The following is a 25,260-nucleotide window of genomic DNA, read 5'->3' as shown; positions in this document are numbered from 1 at the left end:
CAAGCCGATGACCAAGAGGTGAAACATGCCCGACGATGAATCCAAGGCCAGCATTCTGCTGATAGATGATCACCCGCTGCTGCGGCAGGGGGTGCGCCAGCTCATCGATATGGAAGACGACATGGTCGTGGTCGGCGAAGCCAGCAATGCCCGGGATGGGGTTAAACTCGCGGCAGAACTGGACCCGGACCTGATCCTGCTGGACCTGAACATGCCGGAAATCGGCGGCATTGAGGCGCTGGGCCTCTTGCGCCAGGAGTCCATCAGTTCACGCATCGTCATCTTCACGGTCTCCGACAACGAAGACGATGTGGTCGCTGCCCTGCGGGCGGGCGCGGACGGTTACCTGCTCAAGGACATGGAGCCCGAGGATATGCTGGCCCGGCTGCACGAGGCCGCTGTGGGCAAGATGGTTATCAGCGGCCGGCTCACCACACTGCTCGCCCAGGCCCTGCGCACTCAGAAACCCGAGCTGCCCAAGGCCGACGGCGCCAGTCTTACCCCGCGGGAGCGGGATATCCTGGCGCTGATTGCAGAAGGCCTGTCCAACAAGATGATCGGTCGGCGCCTGGACATCAGCGACGGGACCGTCAAGGTCCACGTCAAACACCTGCTGAAGAAACTCAACCTGCGCTCGCGGGTTGAGGCGGCGGTTTGGGCGGTGGCTGAAGGGATCAGCCGATAAGCGGGGTTCAGATAATTCTGGAAAAACGCTGCTTGGGGTCAAACTGCCGGTAGCGGTCAAAGACCTGACAGATGGCCCGGATTAGCAGGCGTCCCTGGGGCTGTACGGTAAGGACCCCCGCCTCGTCCGTGATCAGCCCGTCGTTGATCATGGGTTTCAGCCGGCTGAGTTCGTCGCTGAAATAGCTGTCCAGGTTGTCTCCCCACCGCTGCCGGAAGTGCTCCCGGTCCAGCCGGAACTGGCAGATCAGCTGGCCGATGGTCCAACGGCGCAGACGGTCGTCCCGGGTCAGTTTCAGCCCTTTGTTGATCGCAAGTTCCCCCGCATCAATGCGCGCCTCGTACTCGGGCAGGCTATGCAGGTTCTGGAAATACGCCTCATCCGTCTGACCAATGGCTGAAACCCCGAGGGATACCAGGTCACAATCACTGTGGGTGGTATATCCCTGGAAATTCCGGTGCAGGCGCCCTTCGCGCTGGGCTACGGCGAGGCTGTCGTCGGGTTTGGCGAAGTGATCCATGCCAATATAGACATAACCTTCTTCAAGCAGGCGCCGGATGGTGCTCTGCAGGATGACCAGTTTATCGGCCGGCGAGGGCAGCGTGTCGCCTGCGATGCGGGTCTGCGGGTAGAAACGTTCCGGCAGGTGGGCATAGCTGAAAATGGACAGCCGGTCCGGCGACATCTCGATGACGTGCTCAAGGGTCGCCGCAAACGTTTCGGGCGTCTGGTAGGGCAGGCCGTAGATCAGATCGAGGTTGATGGAGCGAAAACCCAACCGGCGCGCTTCTGTCATGACCCGTTCGGTCATCGCCTGCGGCTGGATGCGATTGACGGCTTTCTGCACCTGCGGGTTCAGGTCCTGGACGCCGAGACTGATCCGGTTGAAACCCAATGACCACAGCGACGAGAGCGTGTTGTCGCCCACCTCGCGCGGGTCGATCTCGACACTGTAGTCGCGCTCATCGTCATCCTGCAGGTTAAAAAGCTCACCATAGCCCTGCATCAGCAGGCGCATGACGTCGTCCGGCAGGAACGTAGGCGTACCGCCGCCCCAGTGCAACTGGCGAACCGGGCGATCGGCGCCGAACAGCGGTGCCTGCAGTGCGGCCTCCTTCAGCACCCGCTCGACATAGGGCATCGCCTTGTCGCGCTTCTTGGTGATGACCTTGTTACAGGCGCAGAAATAGCAGAGGTGTGCGCAGAACGGCAGATGGGTATAAAGCGACAGGTCGCGACCGGAGTCCTGGCTGGCGATCGCTGCGGCCCTGAAGTCCTCGACACCGTAGTCGGGTCTGAACTCTATGGCCGTCGGATAAGACGTGTAGCGCGGCCCCGTCAGGTCGTAACGGCGAATCAGAGCTTCATCCCAGACAAAACCCTGTTCCTGGGCGGCGTGGTCAATGGTGTCAGAGCGGTCTGTGGTCATTCATCCTACCCAAGAGTCATAAGGCCAAAACGGCAACGTGGATGGTCGGGCTTTATCCCTGGGCTGGTTTTGCATCCCGTGGGGTAAGTACGCCCAAGCTAACGCCCCGACGCGCGCGATCCAATGATGGAACAAGCCTAACATTTGTCAATTCTCCTGGCCCTTCCCCAGGGGGCGTAGCGGGCCTACCTCTTTCGGGAGAGATACTTCCGGGCGCAGCTCCGCTTCAGGCCATCTTTGGGACCGCGCTGCGGATTTGGGGCCGCTCGGCTCGGAAGGCACCTCAATCAGAACAGGGGTTTATTGATTGCAAGGGTGAAGATCAGCATCAGCTGGACCAGCGCCATGACACTTGCGATCAACCGCACCTGTAGGCCATACCGGGGTTTGAGGGCGATTTTACCGGCGACCACATAGCCGACCAGAAGCAGGATTTTCGCGGTGAGCCAGTGGTGGACAAAGGGCATCCAGCCTGTGACGAACAGCAGGCTGATTGCTGCAGCCAGCAGAAGCGTATCGTTGACGTGGGGAATCCAGCGTAGCGGCGTCGTCCGCCAGCCGGGTCTGCCGAGGGCGTCGAGGCAAAGCCGCAAAACGAACAGAAAGGTCGTCAGATAGGCCGCGCCCATGTGCGTTGCTTTGAGCAGGGGGTACCACTCCATCAGGGTCCTCCACTTTGAATCGAAAGCCGTCCGGGCATCAGGCTACAGGTGGCCACTGGCTCGGCAAACAGGTGTGAACAATAACGGGGCGCCCGTAGGAAGACTATACCTCTAAACAAGTATTCCAGATGCAGCTTAAAAAGCCTAGACTTGGTCTGGTAACGATGCGGTACAGATGCAATAACAAGTGATCAGCAAGGCGCCGGAGCAATTCTATGTCAACCCAACCGAAACAGGACGCAGTTCGGTCCGATTCCAAGCCAGCGGGCCAGGCCTCGTTCTGGCAACTTTTTGCCTATCCGTTCCGCATCTTTTTTATGTCGCTCGCGGTTGTGGCGCTGGTGGTGGTGCCGCTCTGGGTCGGTGTCGTGACGGGCGCGTTTTCCCTGCCACTGGCTTTGCCGGGCGTCTTCTGGCATCAGCACGAGATGATTTTCGGATTTCTCTCGGCGGCGATCGCCGGGTTCCTGCTGACCGCGGTCTGCGTCTGGACGCAAACCGAGCGTACGCACGGTATCCGGCTGCTAATGCTGTGGTTGGTGTGGCTGGGCGGGCGGCTGTTACTGCTCCTGGGCGCGGATCTGCCGGACTGGCTGGTGCATGGCGTGAACCTGGCGTTCCTGCCCCTCGTCATGCTCGACGCAGGCTGGCGGGTGTGGCATGCGCGCCAGCATCGGCAACTGATGCTGCTGGTCGTGCTGGGGTTGCTCTGGGTCATGCAGGTCGGTTTTGTCATCAGGCTGGAACAGGTCTTTATTCACGGCGCGCTGGTCATGAGCCTGGCCCTGATAAGCATCGTCGGCGGGCGCATTACGCCGGCGTTCACTATTAGCTGGTTGCGGCAGCGCGGCGGTGACGCGGACGCGGTTCAGATCCGGCCGCGCCTCGACAAACTGGTGCTGGCCACGATGGTGGCGCTGCTTGTCGCGGTGGTGCTTGAGCTCGTGCTGGTTGCTGGCGTGCTGGCGGCGATCGGGGCACTGCTGACGCTGGTGCGGCTCGCTGGCTGGAAAGGCTGGCTGGCGCGGCAGGAGCCTCTGCTCTGGATACTGCACCTGTCGATTCTTTGGGTGCCCGTGGCGCTGGCGCTGCTCGCAGGCGTCAAGCTGCTCGACTGGCCGGCCACCGCCTGGGCCCATGCTGCCGGTACCGGCGCCATCGGCAGCTTGATACTGGGCGTGATCGCGCGGGTCTCACTGGGCCACAGCGGTCGGCCGATGGTACTTCCCGGCGGCATGGTACTGGCGTTCGTGCTGATCCAGGCCGCGGCGCTGATACGGGTGCTCACCGCATTGGAAATACTGCCCTGGGCCGGCGGTGTCCACCTGAGCACGGTGCTCTGGATTATCGCCTACGGCATCTTTGCGGTGCGATATTTCAAGGTTCTTGCCAGCCCACGCGCGGATGGCCGGCCGGGCTGATCCCGCGCTAGTCATCCCTGCAGCCAACTTGCACAAGCCCGCGGGCAGTCAAATTTCTCCAACCGTCGGTCAACGGTAAGCCCGCCCTGGTGGGCTACTGTTGACCTCTTACCCGACCTCCGGTCGCATTCAAAGCGAGTTCACCATGCTTCAGCACGATACGCCAGCGTCCCAAAAACAAGTTCCAGCGTCCCGGAATGAACCGACCGCGCCTGCTGAAAGCCGTGCGATGCCCGATCACTACGACAAGTCAGACCTCATTGCCTGTGGCGAGGGCCGGCTCTTTCCCGGTGATATCCGCCTGCCGAACAATGAAATGCTGATGATGGACCGGATCACCCGAATCGCGGCGGGCGATGGCAAGTACGGACACGGAAGCCTGGAAGCGGAACTCGACATCAACCCGGACCTCTGGTTTTTCCGCTGTCACTTCCAGGACGACCCGGTCATGCCGGGCTGCCTCGGGCTGGACGCGCTATGGCAGTTGCTGGGCTTCTATCTGGCCTGGAGCGGTGCGGAGGGCAAAGGCCGTGCACTGGGCGCGGGGGAAGTGCGCTTTTCCGGGCAGGTGCTGCCCCAGAACGAGCGCGTCACCTACCGTCTGGATATCAAGCGGATCATGCGGCAGAAGCTGGTCCTGGGCATCGCCGATGGGACGCTTTCCGTCGACGGCCGCGAGATCTACACCGCCAAAAACCTTCGCGTAGGCCTGTTCACGTCTACCGAGGGGTTCTGATGCGCCGCGTTGTGATTACAGGGATGGGCATCGTCTCGAGTCTCGGCCACAACCAGAGCCAGGTGACCGAGTCGCTGCGCCACAGTCGCTCGGGTATAGGCTTCAGCCAGGAACACGCCGAGGCCGGGTTGCGTAGCCATGTCAGCGGCCAGATCAGTCTGGATCTGCCGGCGCTTATTCCCCGCAAGCTGCTGCGGTTCATGTGTCCGGCCTCGGCCTACACCTACCTGGCCATGCAGGAAGCGATCAAGCAGGCGGACCTGACCGAGGCGGATATCCGCAAGCACGCTACGGGCATCGTGATGGGTTCCGGTGGCGCCTCCACCGGGGAACTGATAGATGCGATTGATACCCAGCGTAGTCGGGGCATCAAACGCGTCGGCCCTTACCGGGTACCGCGCACCATGGGCAGTGCGATCAATGCGTCCCTGGCCACGGCCTTCGGCATAACGGGCGTGAACTACGGGATGACTTCTGCCTGCGCCACCAGTGCCCATTGCATAGGCCACGCCCGGGACCTGGTCGCGTGGGGCCGGCAGGACATAGTCTTTGCAGGCGGTGGTGAGGATATCCACTGGACCCTGAGCCTGCTGTTTGACGCCATGGGTGCGCTGTCAACGCGCTACAACGACAAACCCCAGGTGGCTTCGCGAACCTATGATCAGGACCGGGACGGCTTTGTCATCTCCGGTGGTGGCGGCGTTGTCGTCGTCGAAGCGCTGGACCACGCCCTTGCCCGGGGCGCCAACATTCTCGCGGAAATTGTCGGCTTCGGCGCCACCTCAGACGGGGCCGACATGGTCGCGCCCAGCGGTGAGGGTGCAACCCGTTGTATGCAACAGGCGCTGGCCGGCGTCGAAGGGCCGGTGTCCTATGTCAACACCCACGGCACCAGCACCCCAGGCGGCGACATCGTCGAGCTCAAGGCCATGCGCGAGGTCTTCGGTGACCGCATGCCGCCACTCAGTTCGACCAAACCTCTCAGCGGTCACGCTCTTGGGGCGGCGGGCGTGCACGAAGCCATCTACTGCCTCTTGATGCAGCAGCAGGGTTTCATCACGCCGTCGGCCAACATCGACAACCTGGACCCGGACGCAGAGGGCTACCCGGTTGTTCGCCAACGGCGGGAGGCACCGTTACCGCTGGTCATGAGTAACAGTTTCGGGTTCGGCGGCACCAACGCCAGCCTTGTGTTTCAGCAGTCGGAGCAGCTATCGCCATGAGTGACATTGAGCGGAAAATCCGCGCGATTGTAGTAGAACAGCTTAACGTCAAGCCCGACCAGGTTACGGGCGAGGCAAAGTTGGTGGAGGACCTGGGGGCGGATTCCCTCGACGTGGTGGAACTAACGATGGCGCTGGAGGAAGTGTTTGAGATAACCATCCCCGACGAACAGGCCGAGGAGCTGGTTACGGTTGATGACGTGCGACGGTACCTGCAGGGCGCGATCGCCGCCAGCTGAGGATCAGAGCCTGTGTCAGGGGGTAGCGCAGGCCGCGACACGGAACACCGCGGGTGATATGCCGGTCCAGCGCTTGAAGGCACGGCTGAAAGCGCTGAGCTCCGAAAATCCCAGTAGCTCGGCCACTTCAACCAAAGGTCGATGACGTTCACGCAGATAGGTGACAGCCTGCTCGCGCCGAACCTCTTCAAGCAGCTCCAGAAAAGTCATGTCCTCCTCTTTCAGTTTGCGGTAGAGCGTGTGACGACTCATGTTGAGTCGGGATGCGACGCTGTCGACCTTGACGCGTCCGGTGGCCAGTTCCCGGGCGATGATCGGCCGCACCTGGACGCTGAAGCTGGCTGACGGCGAAAGGCGGCACTGGATGAGTTGCCAGAGCCGCTGCAATTGGCCGGGCGACAGTGATTCGGCCGGGGTTGCCAGCTGCTCGGCGGAAAGCTCGGCGTAGTGCGCTACATCCCGCTCTGAGTAGCCGGCGGTCTGCAGATAGCTGACCATTGCGTCGATCAGATTCCGGAGTGCTTCTGTTGGCATTGCGTAGGTCCTCGGGCCGCGGCGGTGAGCCGGTAGTCCGGCTGGATGTCAGGTTAAGGTGATCTGCCGAGGTTAGTCCGAAATTCCCTGCGTGCCTTGAGCTGGATCAAGTCGCGCCAAGATCTTTCTCTTTATTGTCCCCGTCCTGTTTCGTCGATACGTCGTCGCCACCGCCGCCATCGCATCGCCACGCCGTTTTCCGTCAGCCGTAGCTTCCTTCTGATGTGGGCCCTGAAAGCGATCACCAGTGGCCTCGGCGGCGGTCGTGTCAGGTTTGAAGCTAGCCGTTAAAAACCCCTAGCCGCCCTTAACCGCTGGTAACTGGTCGGTGCGGCGGGCGCTTGCTAGTTTGGAAGCTATCTGGACGAAGGGGGGCAAACAGGGCAACTGCCAGAAGCTGGACGAAGGGCAGAGGTGGCTCCTGGGCACCGTTTTTCGGCAATAAAGGTTGGAATATCAAGTAATTAAAATTACGTAATCTTATGTATCCTGATGTAACGTTGTGAAACAGCCGGTAGTTTTTTGCTAAACACGCTCAAACTTTGAGCTTCGGCTCATTATTTGTCGCATGCGTTGGGATATGATTCAGAAAAATACGAGATCGATGTGATGATCAGTATCCGCGCGTTGGCAGGCAAGTTAGGCAACCCCCTCGACTGGAGTTCATGCGGCAAGGCCCTGCTCCTGCTTGGGATTTCGCTTTTCTACCACGTGCAGTACACCTGGACAGCGCACTACCTGCTCGGTCGCGATGATCGGGAGCAGCTGGTCAACGTCGCCAACGTTGAGCACCTCATCAATAATTTCCACCTGCTGGTGGCGCTCACGGTTGTCCTGTTCGCGCTGATCCCGATTTTTCGCCGAACATACGGTGATCGTGTCTGGTATGAGTACCTTGCGGCCGTCTATTACGGTTTATCGCTCTGCTACTTCAGCTACACCATCGGTACTCTGACGCTGCCGACTGGCGCGGCGCTAGCCGGCACCCCCGTGGTAGGTTTCATTTTCTTCAACCGGGGGGCCATCCTTACCGCGCTTGGCCTGTCACTGGTTGCACTGATCGGTATCTCCTACGCAGCGGCGGTCGGCTATATCCCGTACGCGCCCATCATCCTGCACCCCCTGGGCGCCAATGGACAGTTGTCGATGGAGTGGATGACGCTGATGTATATCTATACCGCGCCGCACCTGGTCGTCCTCATTCTGCTTGCTTATTATGTTCTACGCCGCTGGCGCCAGCGCGAAGACGAAGTGCGGTTGCTGAGCCTGACCGATGTACTTACCGGCCTGGCGAACCGTCGCAGCATTCTTTCCTATCTCAACCGGGAACAGGACCGCAGCGTCCGCCAGGGAGTGCCGCTTACCGTGCTGCTGATGGATCTGGATAACTTCAAACAGATCAATGATAGCTGGGGCCACCCGGTCGGCGATGAGATACTGGTCAAGGTCGGGCACGTCCTGCGGGATGCAGTGCGACAGAATGATCAGGTCGGTCGATTTGGGGGTGAGGAGTTCTTGATCGTGTTGCCGGGGACGGATGTGCCGGGCGCTATGCTGCTGGCAGAGCGCTGCCGTGCGGCAATCGCTGACATTTCAGTGAGCGTGGGCGGTGGCCAGGATCTGAGGGTTACAGGGAGCTTCGGCTTGTTCTGCAATGTCAGCGACCGGACGCTTGAGGTTCAGGATATGCTCCGGTTCGTCGACGAGGCGCTCTATCTCGCCAAAGAGCGGGGTCGCAATCGCATCGAAATCAGTAAAGGCCGCCCGCCCTCGCCGGGGCTGCTCGGCACCCATAACGGCGCACTCATCGGTGCGCCAACTATGAGGTGATACCGGTTCGACGTCCGGGTGGGAGGTTGCGCGGCGCCTAGCGAGGTGTAACAACCATTTCGCTGTTGTTGACTTCAATGTTCTGCATGAACACGTTGCCCATGGCCGGTCTGTCACTCCCCCGTACCCGGATATTTTCCAGCGAAACCTGATCGATACGTTCGGGTACATCGACCTGGAAGGCGCCGTTTTCATAAACGCGATCGTCACTTGAGCCTGCGTAGTGAACACCCGTCACGCTGAGGTCGTACTTCAGCCCGGAGCGCCGTCTCAGGATGTCCGATGCCTCCGCCATTACTTCTGCAAAAGAATCCTCTGCAGACTGCGTCGTCGTTTCGCCCTCGCTACCGGGCGCGGGCTTATCCCGGACCATTTCACCGGCTGCAGCGCTGGTCCCTGCCGGGCCAGAGATTGCCTGATTCTCCAGGTCTTGCGGGGACAGCGGCTCGACCGCGAAAACGGGCGCCGCCAGCAAAAACAGCAGTATGCGTTTCATGGGTGTCTCCTCCGATGAGAGGCGGTTCGGATCGGGAACCGCTGGTTCAGCATACCGCATTGACCCGGAATAGCCGATGGCAGACAGGTTACGACTCTTTTTGAGCCAGGTTGGCGGTAGCTGGAGCCCCGCCTCTTGCGCTTTTGCGGGTGTGCCAGCAGAGAAAAATGCTTCCGAGCATCAGCAGGCTCGTACAGGCGAACAAGGTGCGGAAACCACCCGTCCACTCGATCATCGGCCCGGCCAAAGCAGGCCCCAGCAACTGACCGGTAGCGAAAAAAAGCGTTACGAAACTGACCGCGACCGCGGCATGACGCGGATGTACCGTTTCGGTCGACGCGGCAAGCACCGAGGTGAATAACCCTGACATGCACAACCCGAGAATGACGTAGTGCGCTACAAACACAGGAAGCGTCGGCCAGATAACCGGCAGAACCTGACCCAGGAACGAAAAGCCCATGCTCAGCACCAGCGAATTGGATCGTCCGATGTGGTCCGAGATCCAGCCCCAGGCTGGCCCGGCGAAAATCGCGAGCAAGCCCATCATCGACGCCAGGCGGCCCGCGGTCAGCGCCGGTATACCTGAGTCCAGGGTATAGCTGAACATGAATAGCGACTGCACAATGTAAGTCGCCCCTACCACGCCGTAAACCAGTCCTACCGTTATCACATGGGGGTTCTTGTAGACGCCGGCGCGCACCAGGGGCAGCGGTATCTGCGCCGAGTCGCTCGTGGCATTATGAACCGGCGGATTGCGCAGCATCATGATCGCCACAACCAGCACCAGCGCGCCGGCGCAGGCAAACAATGCCCAGACGGTGCGCCAGTCATAGGGCGTCTGCCCTGATGTAAGGTAGGGCACGAGCGCCCCCGCGATCAGCATCCCCAGTCCGACGCCGCCATTGGCAAAGCCGATTACGGCGCCACGACGGTTAGGAAACCAACTGCCGAGTAACGAGATGAGCGGTGTGTAACCGAATGCGGTACCGAACCCCAGTAGCGTCATCATCACCATCAAGGCGACATAATCCGATACCAGGCTGAGGCCGACGAAACCCGTTGTGGCCAGGCAGAGCCCGATGATGATGGCGAGCCGCGCACCCCAGCGTGCCGCAAACGCCCCCGCCACCATGACCAGGATCAGGTAGCCCAACGCGGTCACCGTGCCCAGGTTGGCCGCCGCCGCATAGCTGAGCCCCAGTCCTTCACGCATAGCCGGGAGCACAAGTCCGTAAGCCAGGCGTGCGAACACCACCAGAACGATAGTGCAGAGCATGCCGGTGGCAACCATGGGTACCAGGGGCGGACGACTTGAAGGGGAAGACATATAAACCTTGCGTAGGTTGCTATCTAAGCGATTGTAGCGCGGTCGGGGCGAAGAACCCAGCCAGCCTTGAACCAGGCACCTTGAACCAGACACTTTGAGCGAGGCATTTTGAAAACGGTGTGTGCTGCGGCAGTAACCTGTGCGTCCCGGTGGATCAACCGGGCTTTGAGCGGAGGCTTTACAGGAGGTTGGGGGACGGGGCGGATTGCGGCCTTTGGCCGGACTGCTGGCGCGGAATCACCAGGGGATAGCCTTCAGGCAATAGCTCGACCCGTGCATCGAGGCCGTAAACGCTAGCCAGGTTCTCTTCAGTCAGCACGGTCCCGGGGTCACCCTCGGCGAACACTTGGCCGTTATTCATCAGTATCAACCGGTCGGCATACTGGGCGGCCAGGTTGAGGTCATGCACCGCCACCAGCAAACCAGCGCCGTCCATTGCCAGCTGTTTCAGCCTCTGAAAGATCAGCTGCTGGTGGGCGGGATCCAGGGCCGAGCTGCACTCGTCGAGCAGAAGCAGGCGCGGGCCCGGCTGGTCCCAGATTTGGGCCATTACACGCGCGAGCTGGACGCGCTGTTGCTCGCCACCGGATAAGGTTGGCACCAGGCGCTGCTGCAATGACGTAATGTCGAGCAACGCCAGTAGCTCATCAATAACCCGCGCGCGCTGGCGGACGTTTTCGCGAGGTCTGCCCAGCGCGATCACTTCCCGGGTCGTCAGGGGGAACTGCAGGTCGACCTTTTGCGGCATAACCGCACGGTGACGGCTAAGGGCTGGGCGGCGCCAGCTATGCAAAGGCTTGTTTTGTAGCTGGATCTGACCACGGTCTGCGTTGACCTCACCCGCAAGAGCGCGAACCAGCGTCGATTTACCGGCGCCGTTTGGCCCGAGCAGGGCGACAAGCTGGCTGTTATCCACGGTTAGGTCGATATTGGAAAGAATGCGGCGGCGGCCCAGGCTCACACTCAGGCCTGCGACGCTCAACAACGGGCCAGCTCCGGCCGTCAACTGCGTAAGCGCCAGATTAGGGGCCGGCACGGTATGCTCCTCGGGTAGCGGATAGTTTCAGCATCAGACAAAGCGGTTTCGTAGCAGTAATACCAGGAAGAACGGTCCCCCCAGCAAGGCCATCACCAGGCCGATGGGCAGCTCCGCCGGCGCTACGATGACGCGGGCCAGGCAGTCTGCCGCCACCAGCAGCGCTGCACCACCCAGGGCGCACCCGGGCAGCAGCAACCGGTGGCCAGCACCCAGCAATTGGCGCATGAGGTGGGGCACCACCAGGCCGACAAAACCGATAAGCCCGGTCACTGCCACGGCAGCACCGACACCCAGCGCGACGAGCAGGATGGCGCCACGCTTGACCCAGTCTGTAGAGAAGCCCAGATGTCCGGCCACGGCCTCCCCCAGCAGGAATGCGTCCAGCGCTCTGGCCAGAAAGGGTGCAACAGTGAGCGTCAACAGCATCCACGGTCCCGCTACCCAGAGGTCAGACCAGCCCGCGTGGGCCAGGCTGCCCATGGTCCAGAAAGTCAGGGAGCGCAGCGCACTGTCGTCGGCGTAGAACGTCAGTAGCCCGGTGCCCGCACCGGCGACAGCGTTGATGGCAATGCCTGCTAGCAGCAGCAGCGCGACGCTGGTCTGGCCCTGGCGCCGGGCGATGCGCCAGGCCAGGAGGGTAGTGACGATGCCCCCGGCGAAGGCCGCCAGGGGCAATGCCCAGCGACCCAGCGTAGTCGTCCAGCCGGCCAGTCCCGTGGTGCCGAGTACAATCACGGCCACCGCACCGAGCGCGGCACCGCTGGAAACCCCGATCAGCCCCGGGTCCGCCAGCGGGTTGCGGAACAATCCCTGCAACAGGGCCCCTGCTACGGCCAGGACGGCGCCCGTCAGCAGACCCAGCAGCAGCCGGGGCAGACGCACATCGCGGAGTACGAAGTGCGCGGTTGAGTCTTCGGTAAGGGTGCCGGTCAACGCCTGGGCCAGTTCCGCCGCGCCAATGGGGTAGGCACCGTTGGCCAGGGCCAACACTGCGACGGCGGCCACCGCGATGACCAGCCCGCCGTAGCTCAGGGACAGGGGTAGGCGCGTGACGCTGTCAGTGTGCATCGGCCCACGATTTACCCGAACGGGACACTAGTTTCCCAGGATGCGGCACGGCCGCGGCCACAATCCGCATGGCTTCGGGCAAGCGCGGGCCAAAACCCAGCAAAAGCATGGCGTTGGCCGTCACCCGGTGGCCGTTTTGCCAGGCTTCCAGCCGGGTGATTGCGGGCCAGTCCTCGGCGCGAAACTGGCCCGGGCTGGCTTCGGCGATGACGATGACATCTGGCTTAGACGCCAGCAGGGCCTCCCGGCTGGCGGGTTTGTAGCCGCTGCTGTCTGCCATGACATTCTGTAGTCCCAGGGACTCTAGCAACGCGTGCGCTGCGGTATCCCGACCGCCAAGCATGACGCCGTGGCCGCCCGCCGCCAGTAGGACCAACGCCCTTGCGCCGCGCCTGTCCGCCATCAGCCGGACTACCGCGTCCAGCTCTTCGTTAAACCGCGCGGTGAGTGACCGCGCCTGGGCGCTGCGTCCCAACAGTTCACCCAGTGCATGGATGCGGTCGACGGCGGCCTGCGGCGTTCGCGCCACGGGTAGCGTTACCACTTCCACGCCAGCCGAGACCAGGCGATCCAGCGTCTGCGCCGGCCCGGCCTCGTCCGTGGTGATCAGGTGAGTCGGGTGGAGGGAAAGCACACCTTCGAGGGGCAGGGCGCGCAGGTAGCCCACCCGCGGCAGGTTGCCGATAACGTCCGCCGGGTAATGGCTGGTGGTATCGACAGCCGCCAGGAGCGAAGCTGCACCGAGGGCGACAATGGTCTCGGTAACGGCACCGTCAGCACTGACCAGGCGTGGCTCCGCATGGGCCAGCGGCGCCGCCAACAACAGTCCCAGCGGTGCGGCCCACCAGAATGACAGGGTCATCAGGGCGGCAAACCGCAGGCTCAACCGCATAGCGCGTCCTCCAGGGTTTCAATTTCGGTGCGCCAGTCGGCGTTTTCGGGCTGCCCCGGCTTGCGGGCGCCGAACAGTGTGATGACCAGCTCGCCCCGGGCGTCATAGCCTTCGATAGAGGTGACAATGCCGTCGCTGCTGGGACGTCGCACGCGCCACCACTGATGAATCAGCGCGGTATTGGCATGCAGGTTGAAGCCCGGGTCGAGCACATTGAGCCAGTCCTTGATCGGCACAATCTTGTTGAGCGAGCCGGTAAAGATCTGGACGAGGCCGGGATTGCCGACAAACACCATGACCGGGCAGTGGCTCTGGCTGAGGCGATGGAACAGCAGGTCCGGCATCAGACTCTCCGGCGCGGTGGTTTTTTTGTCGGATGCCACCGTGGCTGACGCCTGCAACAGCCGGGCATGCTCGTTGCCGACCAGCTCCAGCGCGGTCAAACGGTCCACGCTGTGGCGCTTGAGCAGGGCATTGAAGTGGTGCACATCGCGCAGGTTCAGCCAGCCGTCGCGCAGGCTTTCGGCGTCGATGTTTTCCGGCGCTGTGCGCGACGCTGGCTGGCGCGGAGGCGCGATGACCGGCGCTACGGGCTCGGGATCAATGAACCGTCCCACCATTGCTGCCCAGATAACGCCGTCGGTATTATCGGTACGGTAGATTTTCTGGATCGCCTGACCGGCCCCGTCGAAAAACTGCAAGCTCTCGCGCAGGCCCGAGCGGACCTCCTCGAACACCCGGAAGCCATAGCGCCACTGGTTAAAGAACACGCGCACGTCGATCTGTCCGAGCGCCAATCCCATGGCGCCCGAGCTGGAGGTCGTGAAGTCTTTGAACTGACCGGTGACCTCATGCACGACGGCTTCGTTGCGGGCCAGCACCATGACTTCACCGACTGCCTCCATCGCCTGTAACAGCGCGGGGAACTCCGGGCGCAGGGCAAGCCTTGTCTCGGCAGAACGGCACAGCAACAGCTCCAGTTCGCTGACCTGAAGCTGTTGGGCCGCGTTGCGGATTCTCAGTTGCGGCTGTTCCTGCCGGAGCTCAGCCCAGCGCTCGCAGAGTGCCGAGAAATGGGTTTCGCCTGGTGTGGTCTGGGTCATCTGCAGCATCAGTTGGGCTCCTTCAGATCAACGGTTTTCCAGCGCAGGGTGGGGAAGCCGCTGGTGCTGTCGTCGGCGTAGTAGCCCGTGACCTGGAGTGCATACACGGGCGACTCGTCATCGGTGCTGTCGGTATCGATCAGGTAGACGCGGTAGTTGGGCCAAAGCTGGTGCTGGCCTTGCAGGTTGTAGGCGTACCACGACGCATCGGTGAATACGCCGCCAGTGGTGTCGGCCTGATAACGGGCACTGAGGTTGGCACCGCTGGCGTCCGTGGTTGCGCTGGTAAAGGTACTGAGGTCGGCCCATGCGAACGCGCCGAATACACCGCCATCACCCGTGCCTGAAGGCCCGCTGTTACTGCGCAGGTAGAGGTCCCGGCCGCTGAAACCCAGCTTTGTATCCCAACTTTCGGTATCGCAGCCGACCGTGGAGCCGCTATCAAAATCGAAGCAGCTTTCGCCGCCGGTGGCCGGGATGGTACCGGTGAAAACAGTACTGGAGGTGAAGGTGGCCTGGCCGGCCGGCTGTACGTCAAAAACCAGCTCGAAGCTTTTTATGCCCTCGCCGGTGCGAGTGGGGAAATCGAACTCGCTAACCCGGACGCGGGCGTAGCTGTCGCCTTCGGCAGAGCGGACCAGCCAGCCATTTGCGTCATTCGCCGCCATGTTGCCAGTGGCCATGTCGTAGCTGTACCAGTCGTCTGCGAATGAGCTGGCGATAGCGTCGCGGGTCCAGGCTGCCGGCTTTTCCATTTCGGCCTGCAGGTGCTCCAACTCGGTTTCGGCTGTGGCGTTGAGGAAGACGTTGTTGTCCGGCTCGCCACTGGCGGTATAGAAATCGTCCTGATTGACGCCGACCGCGCCGACGACATTGCCGGGGCCAGAGGCGCCGCTGTTCAGCTGGATGTTGGTGCGCTTGAAGGCCATGTGCCATGCAGTCGAGCTGGCGGCTTCTGCTTCGGTCAGGGCCAGTACTTCACCGCTGGTGAGGTTGAGGTAGGCCGCGCTGTCGTGGTCGCTCGCGTCAATCTGGCGCGTACTGATGTCTGTTTGCTGCTCTTCCCCCTGGGGCTGTTCGACGGCCTCCGGGATGGCTTCGCTGTCGTCACTATCGCTGCCGCAACCGGTCAGCAGTACGGCGAGCATCGCCGTGGAAAGAATCGAACGGTTACTCTTCATGGTTTCTTCCTTGTTTTCTGTTTCAGTGAGGGTCTGGTTTGGACATTTTTGAGCGCGTGCTTTAGGGGAGAATCGCTATCGGTCCGGGCCGAATCCCAGCGTCAAACCGGCATAGATATAGCGCCCGTACACAGGGCTGAAGTCGTCGGGATCATCGAAGTTGCGCTGGGTATCGGTGAGGTTGTCGATGCCCGTGAACAGCCTGAGTGAGCGGCCGAGATCCTGATTGAGCTTGAAGTCGACCGTGGTAAACGCCGGCGACTCTGCGCCGCTGTCGGCGTCGACGGTCTCGTCGCTCTGGCTGCGAACGCGCACCAGCCAGCTCATCCCCGGCACAGGCGCCAGGCCATCCACGGCGAACTTAGCCTGGTGCCGGGGGCGGCGCGTGAGGGGCTGCCCGGTGTCCAGGTCTTCAGCGTCCATATAGGTGTAACCCAGGGAGAGCTTCCAGCCGTCCCGCCACTGCCAGCCAGCCGTGCTCTCGAAACCCTGGGTGCGGGCGCGGTCGGTGTTGGCGTAGCGGTAGACCTGTACGCCATCGTTACGGGCGGCGGTGGCGGCAGGGTCAAGCTCGGTCTGCACCAGCTGGTCAATGTCATTGCGAAAGGCGTTGATCTCGAACCAGGCTGTATTGCGGTAGCTCAGGCCCCAGCCCAGCTGATAGCTGTCAGATTCCTCCGGCTCCAGTGCGGTGCTGCCCTCGACCACATAACCCAACTGGCTGTGGTCAAAGCGGTAATGCCGTTCCTTGAGGTTGGGTACGCGATAGCCCGCCCCCCAGCCACCGCGCAGGTACAGGTTGAGGTCGGCGCTCTGGTAGAGGTCATAGCGGGCGTTGAGCTTGGGCGCTACATGCCCGCCGAAATCGGAATCGTGCTGGTAGCGCAGGCCCCCGCTCCATTCCCAGCTTTCGCTGGCGAACCAGGTATCCTGCAGCCAGAGTTCGCGGGTGTTCTGGGTGAACTCGCCGGCCTCAGCAAGTTCCGATGCGCCGTCCTTGTGCTGCTCCAGGCTGGCATGATTGAAGTCGGTGCCGAGCTGGAGCTGGTGGTCTTCGAGGGGTTCAATCTGGGTCCAGCCAGAGGCACGGGACAGGGTATGGGTGGCGTCGCGCCGGTCGAAGCGACTGCTCGCGGTATATTTCTCGGTCGTGTTCTCCAGATCTTCGTGGAGCAGGCTCCAGTGCCACTCGGGGCTATCCTCTGAACTATTCCCAGAACTGGCTCCAGGACGATGTTCGCCATTGAGGACGCCGCGCCAGCGCTCCGCAGTCTCTTCTTTTCCTGCATTCTGATTATTGCCAGGGCGTTCGAGCAGGTAGCGGGACATGCCCTCTTCGAGGAAGTAGCCAAACTCTGCTGAAAGCCGGTGCTGGGGGTCTGGCATCCAGTCCAGCCGGGTCGCCAGTTGACTGCGTTCCACCGCGTCCCCAGGGCGCGCCCAGGTGGCGGGCTCGGGATCGACCCCGTCGTTTTCCTGACGGGCCGCCGAGATGCGCCAGCGCAGCTTTTCACCGCCCATACTCAGGTTTGTCTGGAGGTTGCGCCGGGCGAAATCCACTGCTTCGCCGTCCGGGTTCTGGTCACCGTAGCTGCCGCCATCGACAGTGACTTCCCCGGCAATTCCCGGCGACACTGGCCGGGTAATGATGTTTACCACGCCGCCCATGGCCGCGCTGCCGTACTGGGCGGAAACCGCCCCTTTCACCACTTCAATGCGTTCGATGTCGACGGTGCTCAGCTGGGTCACATCCATGGCAGAGCCGGTCGTGGCCGTCATGGGCTGGCCATCGATCAGCACCCGCACGCGGTCGGCATTGAGACCCTGCATCCAGACTTCATAGCCGGCTTTGCCGTGGATTTCCCGGAGCAGGACGCCGGGCACGTTCTCGAGGGCTTCCTTTACGTCACGGGCATGGGTGTTGTGAATTTCCTCGGCGGGGACCACTTCGGTACGTACCGGCGTGTCGCTGACTTTGCGGGGCGAGCGGGTGCCAGTGACGACTATCTGGTCCAGCTGCCGGACTGAGGGGGCCAGGGCGAGAGACGCTGTGTCGGCTCCGAGCGCCGGATTGCTTGCGGTAAGCGCGAGCCAGACAGAACAGCTCGTCGCCCCTCGAGATAACGCCCTCCTTAACATGATCCTCTCCGGCTGTAATACTAATGCGAATCATTATCATTATAGTTTGACGGGGAGTCAACAGATCTGTCGAGACCGGGGCACAGGTATGGGCCAGCCCCGGCCTGTGGTCGCCTACGGCGCTAAGACGAGCTGGGGCAAAGACTACAGCGAAGACGAGGCTAATCAGATGAGAGGCGGGACAGAAGAGGAGCCAGGCAGAGGAGCGTCTAACCAGACGAGAGCCGCGAGCCGTCAAGGTCGGCCAGCGCATTATCGAAGTGCAAAAACAGCGCTGCCACAAACTTTCTGAGGGGTTGATGAGCGCCGTAGACCGTCGCCAGTTGCCGTTCGGCCTCAGCCAGATGCCGGGCCAGGCGCTGGCGCGCATCCTCCACCCCGAGCAGTGCCACCAGCGTCGCTTTGCCCGCGTCCTGGCCAGCGTCCTTGCCGTTGCCGGTAGAGCCATCGGTGAGGTCGTCGAATAGCTGAAAAGCCTGGCCCAGTTCACGGGCGAAGTGGCGCAAGGCCGCCTCCTGCTGTTCATTTGCCCCTGCAGCCAGGGCGGCCATGCGCAACGCGGCCTCGAACAGGACGCCCGTTTTCAAATGGTTGGTGAGCGCGACATCATGGGGTGGTCGCACCCGACTGCTTTCGCGGAGGTCCTCGTACTGGCCCCGGCCCAGGCCCTGCCCACCGACGGCTTCGGCCAGATAGCCGACCATCCGGGTGCGAATCGCAGGGGGCAGGTCAGGGGCCGACGCAATACACGCAAAAGCGCGGGCCAGGAGTGCGACCGCCGAAAGCGTTGCCACGTCTTCACCGACGCGACGGTGTAAGCTGGGTTCGCCCCGGCGCATACTGGCGTTGTCCATGCACGGCAGGTCATCAAGTATCAGCGAAGCGGTGTGTACGAGCTCCACCGCACAGCCCAGATCGAGCAGCGCCGATGAGTTGCAGTCGAGGCCGCGGGCGGATAAAACCAGTACGATGGGCCGGATACGCTTGCCGGCCGCCAGCGCGCTGGTGCTCATGGCCTGGGTAAGGGCCTGGCAGTCGTCGTCTGTCGCCGCCAGCAGTTCGGCGAGGCGCTGGTCGATAGACCTGCGCAGTTCGCTCCAGGGGTCAGTCACGGTGTCGTCAAAGTCGACGTGAGAGGGTGGTGCCATGGCAGACGAAACTCCTTGTCCACGCCTTTGAGTGGTTGTTTTTATGCGCTTTTTGACAGCAGTATACTACAGCAGCGATTGTTCGTTATCGCGTCGGGACCCTATCAAGGAACGCCACTGATGACTTCTGGAGACCTGGTCGAGCGCAAGAACGACCACCTCGATATCGTACTGAACACGCAGCGGCGCCAAGCCATGGTTGAAACCGGCTTCTCGCGCTTTCAGTTTAGCCATTGCGCCATGCCCCAGCTGGACCTGGACCAGATTGATCTTAGCCTGTCTTTCTGCCAGAAACGACTGCGGGCACCCCTGCTCATCAGCTCCATGACCGGCGGCGCCCAACGGGCGGCGAAAATCAATTGTCACCTTGCGGAGGCTGCGGAAGAGCTTGGCATCGCCTTGGCGATCGGTTCCCAGCGGGTTGCGCTTCAGTCCGGTCACGATCACGGCCTGACGCGGGATCTGCGTCGTCTGGCGCCCTCAGTGCCGATATTGGCCAATATCGGCGCCGGGCAGATCCTCGATCCAGGACTCGACTGGCCCCGGCAGGCGGTCGACATGATCGGCGCCGACGCGCTAATCGTTCATCTGAATCCGTTACAGGAAGCGGTACAGCGTGGCGGTGACCGGGATTGGCGTGGCGTACTGGAGGCAATCGAACGGCTGGTGCAGGTGCTGGAGGTGCCGGTGGTGATCAAGGAAGTTGGCGCTGGCATCTCTGCCGATGTCGCCCGGCAACTGGTCAGTGTCGGGGTCGCGGCGGTAGATGTGGCCGGCGCCGGTGGCACCAGCTGGGCCCAGGTAGAGGCCGAACGCGCGGACACCGACGCCTCACGGCGTATTGCCGAGGCTTTCGCCGGCTGGGGCATTCCCACGGCCCAGGCGCTGGTCGAGGTGCGCCGGGCCTTGACCGACACAACCCTGATCGCTTCGGGCGGTATCCGCGATGGCGTCGATGCCGCCAAGGCCCTACGCCTGGGCGCTGACCTGGTGGGCCAGGCAGCGGCCGTGTTGCCCAGCGCCATGGACTCTACCGCCGCCGTGGTGGCGCATATCGATGTCATGATCCAACAGCTCCGGGTCGCCTGTTTCTGTACCGGCAGCGCGGATCTGGCCGGGCTGCGTCGGGCGCGGATCGACCATGACGGAACGCCGTTTCCCTCGTCAGGGCACTCCCGGTGACTCATTTCGCGGTAATCGCGCCGCCCCTGCCCAGCCACTATCGGGTCTTGCAGGCGCTGGCCGTGGAACTGGTCGAGCGTGGTCATCGGGTGACGTTCATCCATCAGGTCGAGGCCGGAAACTGGCTCACAGATGCACGTATCGGCTTCTGCGCAGTCGGCGCGAAAAGCCACCCCACGGGCTCCCTGAGCAAAACCCTGCAACGGGCAGCCCGGCCCGGTGGCCCCTGGGGTCTGCACCGGCTGATTGTCAACATGAGCCGGGACACCGAAATGCTCTGCCAAGATGTGCCCGGCAAGCTCAGGGAGCTGCAGGTCGATGCCCTGCTGTGCGATCAGATGGAAGCGGCTGGCGGGCTGATCGGCGAAGCAGTCGGGCTGCCTTACATATCGATCGCCTGCGCGCTCCCGGTCAATCGCGAGCCCGGCATCCCCCTGCCTGTCATGCCCATGGATTTTGAGACCGGTGAGCGGGCCGAGAAGATCTATGCTGGCAGCACCCAGGTGTACGACTGGATGATGACACCGCACCGGCGCACGATCGCGCGACTGGCTGAGCATTTCGGCCTGTCCCCCCGTGAAGGCCTGCACGAGTGCCTGTCGCCCTACGCCCAGATCAGTCAGACAATCACCGGCTTCGACTTCCCGCGCAAGGCCCTGCCGCCGCACTTTCACGCCGTTGGGCCGCTGCGCCACCCGAGCCATGTGGAGCCCGAGCTCGACCTGCCGGTGGACGATAAACGTCCCCTGGTGTTTGCGTCTCTGGGGACGCTTCTGGGGCAGCGCTTTGGTCTGTTTCGGCGCATTGTTCACGCATGCCGCGACCGCAACGTGCAGCTGTTGCTGGCCCATTGCGGCGGCCTCGATGCGCGCCAGGCGGACCGGCTCCGCCAGGAAGGCGCCACCTGGGTAACAGACTTCGCCCCGCAACGGGCGGCCCTGGCGCGGGCCGACGCGGTGATTTCCCATGGTGGGCTGAATACCGTGCTCGACGCTCTGGCGGCACGCACACCTGTTCTGGCGCTCCCCCTGGCATTTGACCATCCCGGTGCAGCGGCCCGGGTGGTCCATGCAGGGGTTGGATTACGGGCCTCGCCGCGCTTCGCCAGTTACCGGCAGATCAGCGCCAAACTCAACCGCCTCCTGGAGGAACCCGGATTCCGCACCCGGCTGGAGCCCTTGGGGGCCGAGGTGGAGGCCGCCGGCGGCACGCCCATGGCCGCGGATATTATCGAACGCGTCGCAGGAATTGACCGGTCAAAACAGGAGCACGCCCCATGGGCCGCCAGTACGATCTGATCCTGGTTGGGGGCGGGCTGGCCAATGGGCTGATCGCCCTGCGGCTCAAACAGCTGAGGCCCGAATTACGGCTGCTTTTGATCGAGCAGGCGGCGAGCGTCGGCGGCAACCACACCTGGTCATTTCACGACGCCGACCTCACCGAGCACCAGCTTGAATGGGTCCGGCCGCTGGTCGGCTGTCACTGGGACCGCTACAGCGTCGTCTTTCCCGACCGGGCCCGTACCTTGGAGGGAGGCTACGCCAGCATTTTCTCTGACGATTTCGCGGCCTCGGTGACTGCCGCCATGGGCCCGGATCTCTGGTTGAACCAGACCGTGACGGAGCTGACCCCGACCCAGGTGCGCCTCGCCGACGGGCAAGCCCTCCAGGCCCGGGCGGTGATCGATGGCCGGGGCCCGAGTGACAGCCCGCATCTGGCCTTGGGCTACCAGGCCTTTCTGGGCCAGGAACTCGAGCTGCAGCAGCCCCATGGCTTGAGTGAGCCGATCCTGATGGACGCCAGCGTCGCCCAGGGCGAGGGCTACCGTTTCGTCTATCTGCTGCCGTTTTCCAGCACCCGCCTGCTGGTGGAGGATACGCATTACCTGGATGGCCCCGGGGTGGACCATGCGCGCCTGCTCCAGCAGATTCAGGCCTATGTCGGCGCGCGCGGCTGGCAGGTGCGGACGATGGTTCGGGAAGAGCATGGGGTGCTGCCGCTGATTCTGGCAGGTGACTTTACCGCCTTCTGGCAGGATGCGGCCGGCCAGCCCCGCAGTGGCCTGCGGGCCGGCCTTTTTCACCCTACCACGGGGTATTCGCTGCCTTTTGCCGTGCGCCTGGCCGGACGTATTGCCGGGCTTGAGCAGATGGATGCGCCCGCTGTGTTTAACGCCACCTTCAATGAGGCCCAGCAGGCCTGGGCGCGCCAGGGCTTCTTCCGGCTACTTAACCGGATGCTCTTTCTGGCCGGTCGACCGGACCAGCGCTGGCGGGTGCTGCAACGCTTCTACGGTTTATCCCCGGGGCTGATCAAACGCTTTTACGCTGATCGCCTGACACCGGCCGACAGGTTGCGCATTGTCACCGGCAAGCCACCGGTGCCCCTGGGGCAGGCCATACGCGCCGCCCGGCTCTGGACGCCGGACCGGATCCAGTCGCACCGGACACATCTGGCAACGCTCTCTTCTACCAGGACCCGCTCATGAATCAATCCGTATCGCCCAACCCTGCGGCCAAGCGGGCCGTAGTCATCGGCGCTGGCTTCGGTGGGCTGGCCCTGGCCATCCGTCTGCAAGCCGGTGGCTACCAGACCACCCTCCTGGAAAAGCGCGACAAGCCCGGTGGGCGGGCCTATGTCTACGAGGATGAGGGCTTTACGTTCGACGCCGGGCCCACGGTCATTACCGACCCGTCTTCGCTGGAAGAGCTGTTCAGCCTGGCTGGCAAAAACATTGCAGACTATGTCGAGTTGCTGCCGGTGGCGCCGTTCTACCGGCTGTGCTGGGAAGACGCGCCACCTTTTGATTACGTCAATGATCAGGCCGAGCTTGATCGGCAGATCCACGCCCGCAACCCGGCTGATGTGGACGGTTACCGGCGCTTTCTCGAATACTCCAAAGCGGTGTTCAGGGAAGGCTATCTGAAGCTTGGTTCCGTGCCGTTCCTGTCCTTTCGCGACATGATTCAGGCCGGGCCCCAGCTGATGCGATTGCAGGCCTGGCGCAGCGTTTACAGCATGGTTTCGCGGTTTATTCAGGACCCGCACCTGCGCCAGGTGTTCTCATTTCACTCCCTGTTGGTGGGCGGCAACCCTTTTGCCACGTCGTCCATCTACACGCTGATTCACGCGCTGGAGCGCGAGTGGGGCGTATGGTTCCCCCGGGGCGGCACCGGCGCCCTGGTGCAGGGCATGGTCAAATTGTTCGAGGACATCGGCGGGAAGGTTGAACTCAATGCGCCGGTAGCCCGGATCGACATACAGCAGGACCGCGCCCGGGCGGTGGTGCTGGAGGATGGCCGGCAGTTTCCCCTGGACGCCGTGGCGTCCAACGCCGACGTGGTGCATACCTATGCCAAATTGATGGGCCAGCATCCCCGGGGTCAGCGTCAGGCGCGCTCCCTGCGGCGCAAACGCTTCAGCATGTCACTGTTCGTGTTGTACTTCGGGCTCAGGCGCGTGCCTGAAAACCTGCAGCACCACACCGTCTGTTTCGGCCCCCGCTACCGCGAGCTGATCCAGGAGATCTTCAGCCAGGACACCCTGTCGGAGGACTTCTCCCTATACCTTCACGCGCCCTGCGTAACCGATCCGTCGCTTGCGCCGCCGGGCTGCAGTGCCCATTACGTCCTGGCACCGGTGCCGCACCTGGGCCATGCGCCCCTCGACTGGTCTGTGGAAGGGCCGCGTTATCGCGATCGTATCCTTGATTATCTGGAGGAGCACTACATTCCCGGTCTGCGGGCGGATCTGGTGACCAGCCGTTTTTTCACGCCGGAGGACTTTCGCGATGAACTCAACGCGCACCTGGGCTCGGCTTTTTCACTGGAGCCGATTCTGACCCAGAGCGCCTGGTTCCGGCCCCATAACCGGGATCGCGAGATCAGCAATCTTTATATCGTTGGCGCCGGCACGCATCCGGGCGCGGGTGTCCCCGGGGTCATCGGCTCCGCCAAGGCCACAGCCGGGCTGATGCTGGCGGAGGTCAACGCATGACCGAACACCTGGCGACCCATGCGGAGCAGACCATCCAGGCGGGCTCCAAAAGTTTTGCCGTGGCCGCGCGCCTGTTCGATCCGCCCACTCGGCGCAGTGTGATGATGCTCTACACCTGGTGTCGTCATTGTGATGATCAGGTCGATGGCCAGGAGCTGGGTCGGGGGCGACACCTCACCGACAGCGACGTGCTGCAGAGGCTGGAAGCCATGACACATCGGGCCTGCGCCGGGGAACCCATGAGCGAGCCGGCGTTTGCCGCCCTGCAGGCCGTGGTGCAGCAGAACGGGCTCCCTGAACGTTACCTGCTGGAGCATCTTCAGGGTTTCGCTATGGACGTGGGGGAGTACCAGTACGACACGATCGAAGACACCCTGACGTACTGCTATCACGTCGCCGGCGTTGTCGGGCTGATGATGGCCTGGATCATGGGCGCGCGGGACGAGGCCACGCTGGACCGTGCCTGTGACCTGGGCATGGCCTTCCAGCTGACCAATATTGCCCGGGACATCGTCGAGGATGCCGCCATTGCGCGCTGCTATCTGCCCGCGGCCTGGCTGCGGGAAGAGGGACTCTGCGCTGAGACACTGGCGGAGCCTGACCGACGGCCCGCCCTTGCGCGCCTGGCCGGGCGACTGATCGCGCTGGCGGAGCCTTACTATCAGTCAGCTCGGGAAGGGCTTTCGGCGTTGCCCCTGCGATCGGCCTGGGCGATTGCGACAGCGCTGGCGGTCTATCGGGAGATAGGGCTGGAGGTGCGTAGCAGGGGCGCTTCGGCCTGGGATGAGCGGGTCAGTACCAGTAAGGCGGACAAGCTTCGTTTGCTGGCCTGGGGCGCAGGGGCCGCGCTTGGCTCCCGTTACCGTAAGCCGTCGCCCCGTTTGCCAGAGCTCTGGAACCGGCCGCCTAATGGGGTCTAATGCTGGAGCG

Annotated in this window: 23 protein-coding genes; 11 read left to right on the top strand and 12 right to left on the bottom strand. The window is 62.8% G+C overall.

All coding sequences use genetic code 11. The features are described from left to right. Window positions 1-25 precede the first annotated feature (25 nt). Window positions 26-685 carry a two-component system response regulator NarL gene (gene narL, locus soil367_RS17395; protein ID WP_136550287.1) on the top strand — a complete coding sequence of 220 codons (660 nt, stop codon included), beginning with the start codon at window positions 26-28 and terminating at the stop codon, window positions 683-685. A 7-nt stretch (window positions 686-692) separates the two neighbouring features. Here narL and hemN read toward each other — a convergent pair whose 3' ends face one another. Together hemN and soil367_RS17385 are read right to left on the bottom strand one after the other, a co-directional pair. Further along, the gene (gene hemN / locus soil367_RS17390; RefSeq protein ID WP_136550286.1) at window positions 693-2,114 is read right to left on the bottom strand and encodes an oxygen-independent coproporphyrinogen III oxidase; all 1,422 of its coding nucleotides are present in this window, start codon (window positions 2,112-2,114) and stop codon (window positions 693-695) included. 287 nt (window positions 2,115-2,401) lie between these two features. Next, complete coding sequence (locus soil367_RS17385; protein WP_136550285.1) at window positions 2,402-2,776, bottom strand: SirB2 family protein; 375 nt, start codon at window positions 2,774-2,776, stop codon at window positions 2,402-2,404. A gap of 215 nt (window positions 2,777-2,991) precedes the next feature. On the opposite strand from soil367_RS17385, the gene soil367_RS17380 reads away from it, so the two are divergent. From soil367_RS17380 to acpP, 4 genes are all read left to right on the top strand, one after another. Continuing rightward, complete coding sequence (locus tag soil367_RS17380) at window positions 2,992-4,197, top strand: NnrS family protein (protein ID WP_136550284.1); 1,206 nt, start codon at window positions 2,992-2,994, stop codon at window positions 4,195-4,197. A 229-nt stretch (window positions 4,198-4,426) separates the two neighbouring features. Then, the gene (gene fabA, locus soil367_RS17375) at window positions 4,427-4,933 is read left to right on the top strand and encodes a bifunctional 3-hydroxydecanoyl-ACP dehydratase/trans-2-decenoyl-ACP isomerase (RefSeq protein WP_136550707.1); all 507 of its coding nucleotides are present in this window, start codon (window positions 4,427-4,429) and stop codon (window positions 4,931-4,933) included. Then, window positions 4,933-6,156 carry a beta-ketoacyl-ACP synthase I gene (gene fabB / locus soil367_RS17370; RefSeq protein ID WP_136550283.1) on the top strand — a complete coding sequence of 408 codons (1,224 nt, stop codon included), beginning with the start codon at window positions 4,933-4,935 and terminating at the stop codon, window positions 6,154-6,156. The genes fabA and fabB overlap by 1 nt, the downstream gene beginning before the upstream one ends. Further along, complete coding sequence (gene acpP / locus soil367_RS17365; protein ID WP_136550282.1) at window positions 6,153-6,395, top strand: acyl carrier protein; 243 nt, start codon at window positions 6,153-6,155, stop codon at window positions 6,393-6,395. The genes fabB and acpP overlap by 4 nt, the downstream gene beginning before the upstream one ends. A gap of 15 nt (window positions 6,396-6,410) precedes the next feature. Here the strand turns inward: acpP and soil367_RS17360 are convergent, their stop codons facing one another. After that, complete coding sequence (locus soil367_RS17360) at window positions 6,411-6,929, bottom strand: helix-turn-helix transcriptional regulator (protein WP_246065414.1); 519 nt, start codon at window positions 6,927-6,929, stop codon at window positions 6,411-6,413. A gap of 609 nt (window positions 6,930-7,538) precedes the next feature. On the opposite strand from soil367_RS17360, the gene soil367_RS17355 reads away from it, so the two are divergent. Beyond that, window positions 7,539-8,759, top strand: a complete 1,221-nt coding sequence (locus soil367_RS17355) for a GGDEF domain-containing protein (protein ID WP_246065637.1) — start codon at window positions 7,539-7,541, stop codon at window positions 8,757-8,759. Between the two features lie 37 nt (window positions 8,760-8,796). On the opposite strand, the gene soil367_RS17350 is transcribed toward soil367_RS17355, so the two are convergent. The 9 genes from soil367_RS17350 to soil367_RS17310 all read right to left on the bottom strand — a co-directional run bounded on the left by soil367_RS17350 (window position 8,797) and on the right by soil367_RS17310 (window position 19,152). Beyond that, window positions 8,797-9,255: a hypothetical protein gene (locus tag soil367_RS17350; protein WP_136550280.1), complete on the bottom strand. Its 459-nt coding sequence runs from the start codon at window positions 9,253-9,255 to the stop codon at window positions 8,797-8,799. Between the two features lie 88 nt (window positions 9,256-9,343). Then, window positions 9,344-10,582, bottom strand: coding sequence for an MFS transporter (locus soil367_RS17345; protein WP_136550279.1), 1,239 nt, complete (start codon window positions 10,580-10,582; stop codon window positions 9,344-9,346). Window positions 10,583-10,760: 178 nt separating this feature from the next. Continuing rightward, complete coding sequence (locus soil367_RS17340) at window positions 10,761-11,618, bottom strand: heme ABC transporter ATP-binding protein (protein ID WP_246065412.1); 858 nt, start codon at window positions 11,616-11,618, stop codon at window positions 10,761-10,763. 33 nt (window positions 11,619-11,651) lie between these two features. Then, window positions 11,652-12,689, bottom strand: a complete 1,038-nt coding sequence (locus soil367_RS17335) for a FecCD family ABC transporter permease (protein ID WP_136550278.1) — start codon at window positions 12,687-12,689, stop codon at window positions 11,652-11,654. Further along, window positions 12,679-13,581: a heme/hemin ABC transporter substrate-binding protein gene (locus soil367_RS17330; protein WP_246065410.1), complete on the bottom strand. Its 903-nt coding sequence runs from the start codon at window positions 13,579-13,581 to the stop codon at window positions 12,679-12,681. The genes soil367_RS17335 and soil367_RS17330 overlap by 11 nt, the downstream gene beginning before the upstream one ends. Continuing rightward, complete coding sequence (locus soil367_RS17325; RefSeq protein ID WP_246065407.1) at window positions 13,572-14,693, bottom strand: hemin-degrading factor; 1,122 nt, start codon at window positions 14,691-14,693, stop codon at window positions 13,572-13,574. The genes soil367_RS17330 and soil367_RS17325 overlap by 10 nt, the downstream gene beginning before the upstream one ends. Then, the gene (locus soil367_RS17320; RefSeq protein ID WP_136550277.1) at window positions 14,693-15,865 is read right to left on the bottom strand and encodes an HmuY family protein; all 1,173 of its coding nucleotides are present in this window, start codon (window positions 15,863-15,865) and stop codon (window positions 14,693-14,695) included. The genes soil367_RS17325 and soil367_RS17320 overlap by 1 nt, the downstream gene beginning before the upstream one ends. A 75-nt stretch (window positions 15,866-15,940) precedes the next feature. Then, on the bottom strand, window positions 15,941-18,004 hold the full coding sequence (locus soil367_RS17315; protein ID WP_136550276.1) for a TonB-dependent receptor plug domain-containing protein: 2,064 nt from the start codon (window positions 18,002-18,004) through the stop codon (window positions 15,941-15,943). Between the two features lie 209 nt (window positions 18,005-18,213). Continuing rightward, complete coding sequence (locus tag soil367_RS17310) at window positions 18,214-19,152, bottom strand: polyprenyl synthetase family protein (RefSeq protein ID WP_136550275.1); 939 nt, start codon at window positions 19,150-19,152, stop codon at window positions 18,214-18,216. 120 nt (window positions 19,153-19,272) lie between these two features. Here soil367_RS17310 and fni point away from each other — a divergent pair, with 120 nt between their 5' ends. The 5 genes from fni to soil367_RS17285 are packed head-to-tail and all read left to right on the top strand — an operon-like array spanning window position 19,273 to window position 25,250. Further along, window positions 19,273-20,334: a type 2 isopentenyl-diphosphate Delta-isomerase gene (gene fni / locus soil367_RS17305; protein ID WP_136550274.1), complete on the top strand. Its 1,062-nt coding sequence runs from the start codon at window positions 19,273-19,275 to the stop codon at window positions 20,332-20,334. Beyond that, window positions 20,331-21,632, top strand: a complete 1,302-nt coding sequence (locus soil367_RS17300; protein WP_136550273.1) for a glycosyltransferase — start codon at window positions 20,331-20,333, stop codon at window positions 21,630-21,632. Before fni ends, soil367_RS17300 begins: the two co-directional genes overlap by 4 nt. After that, on the top strand, window positions 21,611-22,822 hold the full coding sequence (gene crtY / locus soil367_RS17295; RefSeq protein WP_136550272.1) for a lycopene beta-cyclase CrtY: 1,212 nt from the start codon (window positions 21,611-21,613) through the stop codon (window positions 22,820-22,822). The genes soil367_RS17300 and crtY overlap by 22 nt, the downstream gene beginning before the upstream one ends. Further along, window positions 22,819-24,330: a phytoene desaturase gene (locus soil367_RS17290; protein ID WP_136550271.1), complete on the top strand. Its 1,512-nt coding sequence runs from the start codon at window positions 22,819-22,821 to the stop codon at window positions 24,328-24,330. Before crtY ends, soil367_RS17290 begins: the two co-directional genes overlap by 4 nt. Further along, entirely contained in the window at window positions 24,327-25,250 is a 924-nt protein-coding gene (locus soil367_RS17285; protein WP_136550270.1) for a phytoene/squalene synthase family protein, read from the top strand. The genes soil367_RS17290 and soil367_RS17285 overlap by 4 nt, the downstream gene beginning before the upstream one ends. The last annotated feature ends 10 nt before the right edge of the window (window positions 25,251-25,260 follow it).

It is taken from the genome of Hydrocarboniclastica marina, assembly GCF_004851605.1.
Taxonomy (GTDB): Bacteria; Pseudomonadota; Gammaproteobacteria; order Pseudomonadales; family Oleiphilaceae; genus Hydrocarboniclastica; species Hydrocarboniclastica marina.
The sequence above is the reverse complement of the archived record's forward strand: the minus strand, read 5'-3'. Positions and strand labels throughout refer to the sequence as shown.